Source organism: Pontibacter amylolyticus, assembly GCF_014638845.1.
Taxonomy (GTDB): domain Bacteria; phylum Bacteroidota; class Bacteroidia; order Cytophagales; family Hymenobacteraceae; genus Pontibacter; species Pontibacter amylolyticus.
The window spans coordinates 1101313-1111991 of sequence record NZ_BMFP01000001.1 but is presented as its reverse complement, the minus strand read 5'-3'; the positions used below and the strand labels follow the sequence as shown (position 1 = coordinate 1111991).

The following is a 10679-nucleotide window of genomic DNA, read 5'->3' as shown; positions in this document are numbered from 1 at the left end:
CCCTGACTCTGAAAAGAGCCAGGGGCTGTTGCCGTTTACAGCAGCCCCAAACCGTGTGGGGCAACTCAAAGGGCGTGGAGACGACCAAAGGAGATAAATTGCTTTCCTTTGGTCCGTCACAATATGGGCAATGGCGTATAGTAATGTTCAACCTTTGCGTTGTATATTACAGACTTCCTCGCTAACTTGTTGACATGGCTTTTCTTTATCCCGCTTTCTTATGGGCGCTTGCTGCGATATCGATTCCGATCGTATTACACCTCATTCAATTACGTCGGGCAAAGCGTATAGAGTTCAGTAACGTTAAGTTTATTCAGGTTTCCAAAGACCTTACCGCAAGTCAGCGAAATCTGAAAGAGCTGCTTATACTTGCTTCCCGTATCCTTTTCATCATCTTCCTGGTCTTCGCATTTGCGCAACCTTTCCTGCCTGCTTCGGAAACGGTGCGTCCCATTGATTCCTCTCAGGTAATGATTGCGCTCGATAATTCCTTGAGTATGCAAAACCTGCATGCTGATGAAGACCTAACCTTGCTGACGGTGGCAGCTGATCAGGCAAAACGCGTCCTGGATATTTTCCCTTCAACAACTGCTATCAGTGTCAACACCAATTCAAATTATAACAGAGCGGCCACTATCGGCACTGATGATGCTACAAATACACTGGATCAGTTATCATATTCTACCAGGCCCTTTGTAAGCCAGCAGGTGGTGAATGCTAATCAAGCTGCTGCGGAGCATGTGTTCCTGTTCTCCGATTTTCAGAAATCCTACTTTGAGCCCTCTTTGCTTAGTAAAGTTGACAGTAACCGTATCTACCACCTGGTGCCTTTAAAATCGGCCGGTACTTCTAACGTGTTTGTTGACTCTGTGTACCTGGCTGATGAGTTCATTCGTCCCGATACTGAAGGTGCTTTATATGTCAGGTTATACAATGCAGGGGACAAGGCGATACCTGGCTGCCCGGTAAAGCTGGTCATCGACAACGTACAGATTGCTGCGCTGAGCATTGACCTGCCGGCAAAGCAGGTCACTGAAACAGCGGTCAACTTTACCATCAGAGGGGAGGGCAGTAAGCAGGCTTGGGTTGAAGTAGAGGACTATCCGGTTGAATTTGATAACCTGTATTATTTTGTGCTTCAACCGTCCAGTCGTCTTTTGATAACAGAGATCAGCGAAAATGGGACAAGTCCTTTGCAGCGCCTATACCGTAACGAGCCTCTGTTCCGGACCCAGCGTTTCGCACCCAATAACATCGACTATGCACGCCTGAATAGTTCAGACATTATCATTATGCAAGGTATAGAGGATATTCCTTCGGCGCTTGTTTCCACTCTTGATACGTATGTGAAGTCTGGTGGAACGCTCGCTATAATGCCACCACAGACAGAGCGTAGTGCCTCCTATTCTGCTCTGATGCAGTCGCTCGCTATACCTGCCAGTTTGAATTCCGGCAGTAGTACGAAGACCTCGCTCGCTGTTCCGGGCCGTGACAACCTTTTCTTTAAAACCATCTTTGCTGAATACGATCCCAAAATGCAGATGCCAGCTGCTGTCAGGGAGCTGGTGTGGTCCCGTTCTTCCGAGGATATTCTAAAATATAGAGGCGGTGCGCCATACCTGTCGCGCTTTGATAGAGGCCAGGGAAAGGTATACCTGCTGGCTGCTCCCTTAGAGCCTGAGCAGAACGAACTGGTGAATCATGCGCTCTTTGTGCCGGTGATGTACCGGTTGGCCATCAGCAGCTATAAGCAGGAGCAGCAGATCGCCTATCGTTTGCAGAATATGGCCATCACTATCCCTGTCCAGCAGCAGGCAGGCGGTGAGAACATTTATAAACTGGTAAAAGACAGCACCGTTTTTATACCTGAACAACAGATCAGAGGAGGGCGCCTCGTGTTTAACGTACCGCCGGACCTGGAGGAGGCCGGGTTTTACCAGTTACAACTTCAGGGGAAAACGTTAGGCAGCTTTGCTTTTAATTTTGATAAGCAGGAATCTTTGCTGGAGCAGTACAGCCCGGCAGAGTTAAGAAGCTTCCTGCCCAAAGACCAGCAGCATGTGCACGTTTATGACTACAGCGATACCTTTACGGTAAAGGACGAGTTCGAAAAAAGATTTTTTGGCGTCACCCTTTGGAAATATTGCCTAATATTGTGTCTGATTTTCTTGATGGCAGAAATAGCTCTAATCAGATTCCTCTAACATGAAACTTCTTCTCAAAGCAGTCCGCATTTACGACCCTTCATCAGCCTTTCATCTTCAGCGCCAGAACATACTTATCGAGAATGGTATCATCACCTCAGTCGGAGGAAACGATCAGCAGGCTGACCAAACCATCGAGTTGGAGGACCTTTGTGTGTCGCCGGGATGGGTGGATCTGTATGCACAGGTAGGGGAACCGGGGCTGGAGCACAAAGAGGATATAGAATCTTTGGCTGAGGCTGCAGCGGCAGGTGGTTTCACGGATGTGCTGTGCATGCCCAACGTGCAGCCTATCGTGCAAACCAAGGGCGCTATTAATTTTATCAAAGCCAAGTCTGCCCACCTGCCCGTTAATCTGTTACCGGCTGGTGCCGTAACGGTTGATACGCAGGGGAAGGAACTGACTGAGATGATTGACCTGCAGCGCGCCGGTGCCGTTGCGTTCAGCGATGGTGCCAAACCGGTGCAGGGAGCGGAAGTGATTGTGAAAGCATTGCAATACCTGCAGCCTTTCGATGGCGTGCTGATGAACCGACCGGAGCATGCTCGCCTGACAGAGTATGGGCAGATGCACGAGGGGATTGTGAGCACCCAACTCGGCATGAAAGGTATACCTGCCCTGGCGGAAGAAGTGATGGTGACACGCGACATGCAATTGCTGGAGTACACAGGAGGGCGATTGCACTTCTCGCTTATTTCAACGGCAGCCGCCGTGGAAGCTATACGTGTCGCCAAAGCCAAAGGCCTGCAGGTGAGCTGCGACGTGGCCAGTTACCAGGTCGCTTATACCGATCATACCCTGGCGGCATTCGACACAAATTATAAAGTATCTCCTCCCTTCAGAAGCGAGGCCGATAAAGCGGCCATTTTGCAGGGACTGGCCGACGGTACCATCGATGCTATCGTATCCGGGCACCAGCCACAGGACACAGAAGGCAAGAAACTGGAATTTGATCTGGCTGAGTTCGGCATCATCAACCTCGAAACGGCTTTTGCCGTGGCAAATACCACCATGCGCGATGTGCTGTCGCTGGAGCAGTTGCTTGATAAACTGACCTCCATTCCCCGTCAGATCCTGCGCATGCCTGCCTGTGGCATAGCGGAAGGTGTGCCGGCTTGTCTGACACTTTTCCAACCGGACTTAAAATGGACCCCGACGCCGGAGAGCACCCGGTCTAAATCCAGGAACTCCCCCTTTCTTGGGCGCGAGCTGACAGGAAAAGTAATAGGCCTGGTAAACAAAGGGCAAGTAGTACTTAATCATTCTTTTTAATATATTTATAGCTATATTTCTGTTAGCTGACTGGCTGACTCGAATAAGCGGATAACAAATGCTGGATCAAACGATTGCGAGAGTGGGGGTACGCTATGGCGTGCTGTGCGGATTAGCTTCTTTTGTCATCATACTTGCCTTATACCTGATGGGGTATAACGCACTGGGAGACGCGGGGCGCTGGAGTTACCTGCCTTTGCCTGTTTTTATCTTTATGGGGCTGCGCTATTTCAAGCGTTTTCACGATGCGGAAGTTGGTTTCTGGAAAGGGGTGCGCGTGAGCTTGTCGGTTACCTTTTACACCGCCATGAGTGCGGCCATGCTGCTATACCTGATGCTATACCTGGTAGGGCCCGAGATCATACAGCAACACGTAGTTGAATTGAGGGGGCTGCTCGACCAGAGCCGGGAGGCGCAGATTAAACTGATAGGCGAAGCCAACTTCGAGCAAGCTTACAAGGAGCTGGACAACCTGTCGCCCAGTATGCTGGCCACACACGATTTTTTGAGCAGGATGGTAGTAGGGACGATATTTTCAATAGTGGCGGCTGTATTTTTCAGAAAGTAATTCATCCTCACATAAAACCCTATACCCTTATGACTGACACATCTTCTCAATTTGAATCAAAGCCATCCATTTATGCCGTTGCCATCAAGTATGGTTTGCTAACAGGCTTGCTGTACGTAATATTTGCCACGATCAGCTACCTGACAGAAAGCTACGGCAATTTTTTTGTTGCACTTCTCGTATCGGTTGTCATCTCTGTAATCGGTATCGTTTTAGCCTTAAAAGAGTTCAGAAAGCAAAACGACGGTCTTTTGTCCTACGGACAGGGTCTGGGACTTGGCATAATGGTATCCATCATTGCAGGCATCATCTCTGGCCTGTTCAGCATGCTCTATATCCAATTTATAGACCCGGGCATGCCAGAGAAGCTAGTGGATGCAACCATGGAGCAGATGGCCTCATTTGGCGTCGATGACTCTATCCTGGATAGCCAGCGAGAAGAGGTCATGGCGTCTTTCACACCCATAAAGCAGTTGACCAGCGCTATAACCAACGCATTTTTTTCCGGGCTCATCCTATCGCTCATAATTGCCGCCGTGATGAAGCACAAGCGTCCGGAGTTTGAATAAGAAGCATGCAATACCCTTATGATATATCAGTGGTGGTTCCTCTTCTAAACGAAGAGGAATCGCTGCCTGAACTGGTCCGCTGGATCAAGCGTGTGATGCACGCACACAGTTTTACTTACGAGATCATCCTGGTAGATGACGGCAGTACGGACCGCTCCTGGGATGTGATCACAGAGTTGAGCGCCGAGGACAATACCGTCAAAGGCATCAGCTTTAACCGCAATTACGGCAAATCTGCCGCTTTGAACGAAGGCTTCAAACGCTGCTCCGGCGAAGTGGTCATCACCATGGACGCCGACCTGCAGGATAGCCCGGAAGAAATACCTTCCCTCTATGACATGATCAAGCACCAGCGTTTTGATCTGGTGTCGGGCTGGAAGCAGAAGCGATTTGACCCGATCAGCAAAACCATTCCGACCAAACTCTTTAATGCGGCAACCCGTAGCCTATCCGGTATTCAGCTCCATGACTTCAACTGCGGACTCAAAGCCTACCGGCAGTTGCTTGTCAAGAGCATTGAGGTACACGGCGAGATGCACCGCTACATACCTGTTATAGCCAAGTGGCATGGTTTCACGCGTATCGGCGAAAAAGTGGTGCAACACCAGGAGCGCAAGTACGGGACCACCAAGTTCGGACTCGAGCGCTTTGTGTACGGTTTTCTGGACCTGCTCTCCATCACGTTCGTGAGCCGCTTCAAGAAGCGACCCATGCACTTCTTCGGTACCTTTGGCACACTTTCCTTTGTGGTTGGTTTGGGCATTACGCTCTGGCTGATCATCCAAAAAGTGTTTTCCCTATACCCGGAAGGCCGTGTGCGCGATGTGGTAGACCAACCGTTGTTCTATCTGTCGCTGGTGGCAGTTATTCTGGGTGTGCAGCTTTTCCTGGCGGGTTTCCTGGCCGAGATGATGTCCATGACATCCAGCAGAAAGAATGAATACCTGATTCGAGACCGGGCAGGTTTGATCAAAAAATAATGACAGGGAGGCGTGTCGTGATCGTGGGGCCTGCGCACCCTTTGCGGGGTGGGGGCATGTCTACATTCAACGAGCGCCTGGCCACGGCCTTTCAGGAGGCCGGCGACGAAGTAGAGATCGTGTCGTTTAGCCTGCAGTATCCTTCCTTTCTTTTCCCCGGCAAAAGCCAGTTTACCGACGAGCCTGCCCCTCAAGGTATCACCATTAAGTCGCTGATCAACTCTGTCAACCCGATCAGTTGGGTGCGCACCGGCAATTACATCAGGCGCCAAAAACCCGATCTGGTTATTTTCCGGTTTTGGCTACCCTTTATGGGTCCCGCCCTGGGTACCATCGCACGCCTGATCAGGCGCAACAGGTATAGCCGCATCCTGGCCATTACCGACAATGTGGTGCCGCACGAGAAGCGGCCGGGTGATATTCCTTTCACGAAGTATTTTCTGAGCGCCTGCCACGGTTTCCTTACCATGTCGCGGGCCGTGCAACAGGATCTGCAGCGTTTTGAGCCGAATAAACCCAACGTATACCTGCCGCATCCGCTTTACGATAATTTTGGCCCTGCCGAAAGCAAAGCCGAAGCCTGTGCAGCCTTGAAACTGGACCCGGAAGCGAAATACCTGCTTTTCTTTGGCTTCATCCGGTCTTACAAAGGCCTCGACCTGTTGCTGGAAGCCATGGCTATACCTGCGCTGCAGGCTATACCTGATCTGAAGCTGTTGATCGCGGGAGAGTTTTACGAGGAGGCAAAGCCCTACCGTGACCTGATCGAGAAGCATGGGCTACAAGACCGGTTGGTGCTCCGAGCGGATTTTATACCCAATGCCGAAGTCCGGCATTATTTCTGCGCAGCCGACCTGGTGGTACAACCTTACAGACATGCCACCCAGAGCGGCGTAACGCAGGTTGCCTACCACTTTGACAAGCCGATGGTGGTGACCAATGTGGGCGGGTTGTCGGAACTGGTGCCGCACGGGGAAGTAGGGTATGTTGTGGAGCCAAACCCAGAGGCGATCGCCGCCGCCATACTTGATTTCTATACCTTGGCTAAGGCTACAGTATTCGCTCAGAACATCTCAAGGTATAAGGAACGCTTCAGTTGGAGCCGGTTTGTGGAAGTAGTGTACGAGTTAGGGGAGAAGGTATAGAGCGAGCCCTTTGTTTTAGTATTTACTCTAAAAACAGAACACATTTCGCTGCTCCGGGCAAATAAGATAAGTGCAAAAGGATGATCTCCCTGCATCCGAATTGGCAAAAGTATGTCTAATAAAAGTATGCCATCCTAGGTCCCTCCAATAGGCATGGGCTTAAGGATTTTCACCTTGGCCTCCACTTACTACTAGAAAGTCCGATTCAAACAAAGAATAAGTGCTATTCTGAGGAGACACCCCGTTTGGGGCCAGGCTAACTTAGTGCACTATTTATTGAAATAATTTATTCACATATTTGTCATAACATCAAACATACGTTATATTTAATGTCTGTATTCGCTGTGAAGCTAACTAATCAATATGCGCAAAAGCCCCGTTCATCTGACGCTCGTTCTTTTACTGAATCTACTGCCTTTCACAATTTTCGCCCAGACTGACACCAGTTTTGTAAGCCATGCTGTTACGGACGCGCTCAAGCAGTACCGTACTGCAGTGGGGGTGCACGCCCACTTGTATAATGGGCCAGAGTATTATGTGCCTGTTAAGTCCTACGTGAAAGGGCACCAGTTTTATCAGGATAAGATCTACCAGAACGGCACCGTTAAATATGACGGCGCCTGGTTTGAAGACGTGCCGATGCTGTATGATCTGATGCAGGACGAGCTCGTGATCGTGAACCACGGGAGCGGGCAACCGCAGCGACTGGTCAAAAGCCGGGTAGACGCCTTCAAGCTCCACGGGCATACATTTATCAGGTTGCAGGCAGACAGCACAAACGGGCTTTCGATTCAGCCTGGATTTTATGACCTGCTTTACAGCGGCGAGGTGCAGGTGCTGATGAAGCGTGAAAAGACGCTATTTGAGCGGGCAAGCACCGAAGGGATGGAGGGAGAGTATCGGGATGCCAGTAAGTTCTACCTGGTGAAAGACGGTATATACCACCCTGTTAGCAACAAGCGCTCCGTGATGCGGGTGCTGCAGGACCAGAAAAAGCCCCTTAATAAATTTGCCAGCGCCAATAAACTCCGCTTCCGAAAAGAGCGGGAAAGCGCGATCGTGAAAATTGCCCGGCACTATGACTCGCTCCAACAGTAAAGGGGCCTGCTTCCGATCCATTCAAAAATCTGTTTAAGCTCTCTTCCCTTCTTATGACCCATTTCTACAGAGCATTTTTGCTGCTATTGCTGTGCTGTATGACCACGGCAGTGTCTGTGCATGCCCAACAGCGGAATGAGGCTCCGCTCATCAGCGGTTCCTTCCGAAACATCACTTTCCAGGATTTCGTGCAGCGGCTGGAGACCCGGCTGCCTTATAAGTTTTACTTTGAGCAGGCCGTAGCCGACAGCATTAAGGTGGATGTGGAGGTGGAAGGAGAGCCACTTAACCTGGTGCTTGCCCAAATACTGAAAGGCACCGAGTATAAATTTGCCATCACGGAGCAGCGCCAGATTTTCATCACGCGGCAGAATCCGATCATGACCAATTTGCCTTCCAACTTCTTCAAAGATGAGGAAGAGGCCCGGCGAAACAGCCAGCTGGCCACCCCCGCCTACCTGCCGCAACAGCAGGATAACAAGAAGCGAATCCAATCCGAAATTAAGCTGTACGAGATAGGCACACCGAATGGAAGCAAAACCGGCAGAGCGAATCTGGCTGGCACCCTGCGCGACGCCAACACTGGAGAGCCAATCATCGGAGCCCACATCTACATCGAATCCCCTTCCGTTGGTACAGCTTCCGACCAGTACGGCTACTATTCCCTGTCGCTTCCGGTTGGCCGGCATGAACTGAACATCCGGGCGGTTGGACTCAAAAACACGAAGCGCCAGGTTATACTGCACAGCGACGGCAAACTTGACATTGAAGTAGAAGAAGACATCCGCACTTTGAAAGAGGTACTGGTGGAGGCCGAGAAAGACCGCAATGTCACGGGGCTGCAGATGGGCATGGAACGGTTGGACATCCGGACCATCAAGCAGGTGCCAACAGCCTTCGGTGAAACAGACATCCTGCGAGTGGTGCTGACGCTGCCCGGAGTAAAGTCAGTGGGGGAGGGCAGTACCGGAATGAACGTGCGTGGCGGCTCTACTGACCAGAACCTGATCCTGCTAAACGATGCCACGATTTACAACCCCTCACACTTATTTGGTTTCTTCTCTGCGTTCAACCCGGATGTGATTAAATCGGTGGAGCTTTACAAGAGTGCCGTACCTGCCCGCTATGGTGGTCGCCTATCGTCGGTGCTGGAGGTGAGCTCAAGAGAAGGTAATAAAAAGCAGTTTAGCGGAGCGGGCGGCATTGGTTTGCTGACTAGCCGCCTGACGCTGGAAGGACCAATTGTCAAAGACAAGACCTCTATCCTGGTTGGAGGGCGTTCTACCTATTCTGACTGGCTGCTCAAGAAAATCCCCAACAAGTCTTTCAGCAACAGCGAAGCTTCTTTTTATGACATCAACACGCACGTAAGCCACGAAATCGACGAGAAGAACAGTGTATACCTGACCGGTTACCTCAGCAAAGACCGTTTCAAGCTGGCCTCCGACACGCTGTATCGCTTCCAGAACCAGAACGCCAGCCTGAAGTGGAAACACAACTTTCATAACAAGCTTTACAGCGTCGTGACGGGTACTTACAGCCATTACGGGTACGATATTTCGAACGAGGAGAATGCTGCGAATGCCGCGGCAATGGACTTCGGGATCAGCCAGACAGGTATGCAGGTAGACTTTAACTACTTCCCCGACTCCAAACATACCCTGGATTTTGGTGCCAGCGCCATTCGTTACGAGGTGAACCCAGGCAGTCTGGTGCCCAATCATGCCGAGTCACTGATCAGACCTGATAAGCTGCAGCAGGAGAAAGCCGTTGAGAGTGCGCTATACCTGTCTGACCGCTATGACATCAGCCAGAAACTTTCAGTTTCGGCGGGTCTGCGCTACTCTTTCTTTACGGCTCTCGGCAAACGGGATGTGCTACAGTATGCACCAGGTTTGCCCATGTCCCTGAACACGATCGTTGACACGGTTTCTTATGGCAGCGGCAAATCCATCGCGACCTACCACGGGCCTGAGTTCAGGCTTTCGGCCCGCTACGTGGTGTCAGACAACTCATCTGTGAAAGTGAGTTACAACAGACTGCGCCAGTACGTGCACATGCTCTCCAACACGGCTACCATGGCGCCAACCGATACCTGGAAGCTGAGCGATAGCAACATCAAGCCGCAGGTAGGTGATCAGGTAGCCATAGGATACTACCGAAACCTGCGCGCCAACACCATCGAGTTTTCTGCGGAAGCTTATTATAAGTGGATGCAGGACTTCCTGGACTACCGAAGCGGTGCCAACATCATCATGAACCACCACATTGAAACGGATGTAGCCAATGCGGAAGGCAAGGCTTATGGCGTGGAGCTGATGCTCAAGAAGGCGTCCGGTAAACTAAACGGCTGGGTAAGCTATACCTACTCCCGCACCCTGGTGCGCCTCGACGACCCAACTGTATCCGAGGTGATCAACAGAGGTGAGTGGTATGCGAGTAATTTTGATAAGCCCCACGACCTGACCATGATCAGCAATTACCGCTTCAGTCAGCGCTTCAGTACCTCGCTTAACTTTACCTACAGCACCGGTCGGCCTATCACGCTGCCACTGGCCAAGTACTACGATGGCGGCTCGCACCGCATCCTGTACTCAGACCGCAACGAGTACCGCATCCCGGACTACTACCGCGTAGACCTGGCTCTGAACATAGAGGGCAATCACAAGATTGCGAAGCTGGCCCACAGTTCCTGGACCGTGGCCGTGTATAACCTGACGGGTCGTAAAAACCCTTACTCTGTTTATTTCAAGTCGCAGAACGGGCAGATCAGAGGTTATAAAATGTCCATTTTCGGAAACCCGATCCCTACCATTACCTATAATTTTAAGTTTTAATTGCC

General features: G+C 50.9%; 8 protein-coding genes and 1 pseudogene. All 9 read left to right on the top strand.

Features of this window, described 5'->3' with window-relative positions; all coding sequences use genetic code 11:
* Positions 1 to 194 precede the first annotated feature (194 nt).
* Positions 195 to 422 (top strand): annotated as a pseudogene (locus tag IEV97_RS20215) (BatA domain-containing protein); the annotation flags it as partial.
* A gap of 75 nt (positions 423 to 497) precedes the next feature.
* Positions 498 to 2204 (top strand): hypothetical protein, encoded by a 1707-nt coding sequence (locus IEV97_RS04880; protein WP_229733797.1) that lies wholly within the window; start codon positions 498 to 500, stop codon positions 2202 to 2204.
* A 1-nt stretch (position 2205) separates the two neighbouring features.
* Positions 2206 to 3477, top strand: coding sequence for a dihydroorotase (locus IEV97_RS04875; protein WP_188500347.1), 1272 nt, complete (start codon positions 2206 to 2208; stop codon positions 3475 to 3477).
* Between the two features lie 58 nt (positions 3478 to 3535).
* Positions 3536 to 4045 (top strand): DUF4199 domain-containing protein, encoded by a 510-nt coding sequence (locus IEV97_RS04870; protein ID WP_188500346.1) that lies wholly within the window; start codon positions 3536 to 3538, stop codon positions 4043 to 4045.
* A 29-nt stretch (positions 4046 to 4074) separates the two neighbouring features.
* Entirely contained in the window at positions 4075 to 4614 is a 540-nt protein-coding gene (locus IEV97_RS04865) for a DUF4199 domain-containing protein (RefSeq protein ID WP_188500345.1), read from the top strand.
* Between the two features lie 5 nt (positions 4615 to 4619).
* Positions 4620 to 5594 (top strand): glycosyltransferase family 2 protein, encoded by a 975-nt coding sequence (locus tag IEV97_RS04860; protein WP_188500344.1) that lies wholly within the window; start codon positions 4620 to 4622, stop codon positions 5592 to 5594.
* Positions 5594 to 6739, top strand: a complete 1146-nt coding sequence (locus IEV97_RS04855) for a glycosyltransferase (RefSeq protein WP_188500343.1) — start codon at positions 5594 to 5596, stop codon at positions 6737 to 6739. Before IEV97_RS04860 ends, IEV97_RS04855 begins: the two co-directional genes overlap by 1 nt.
* Before the next feature lie 363 nt (positions 6740 to 7102).
* On the top strand, positions 7103 to 7837 hold the full coding sequence (locus tag IEV97_RS04850; protein ID WP_188500342.1) for a hypothetical protein: 735 nt from the start codon (positions 7103 to 7105) through the stop codon (positions 7835 to 7837).
* Positions 7838 to 7890: 53 nt separating this feature from the next.
* Positions 7891 to 10674, top strand: a complete 2784-nt coding sequence (locus IEV97_RS04845) for a TonB-dependent receptor (RefSeq protein ID WP_188500341.1) — start codon at positions 7891 to 7893, stop codon at positions 10672 to 10674.
* The last annotated feature ends 5 nt before the right edge of the window (positions 10675 to 10679 follow it).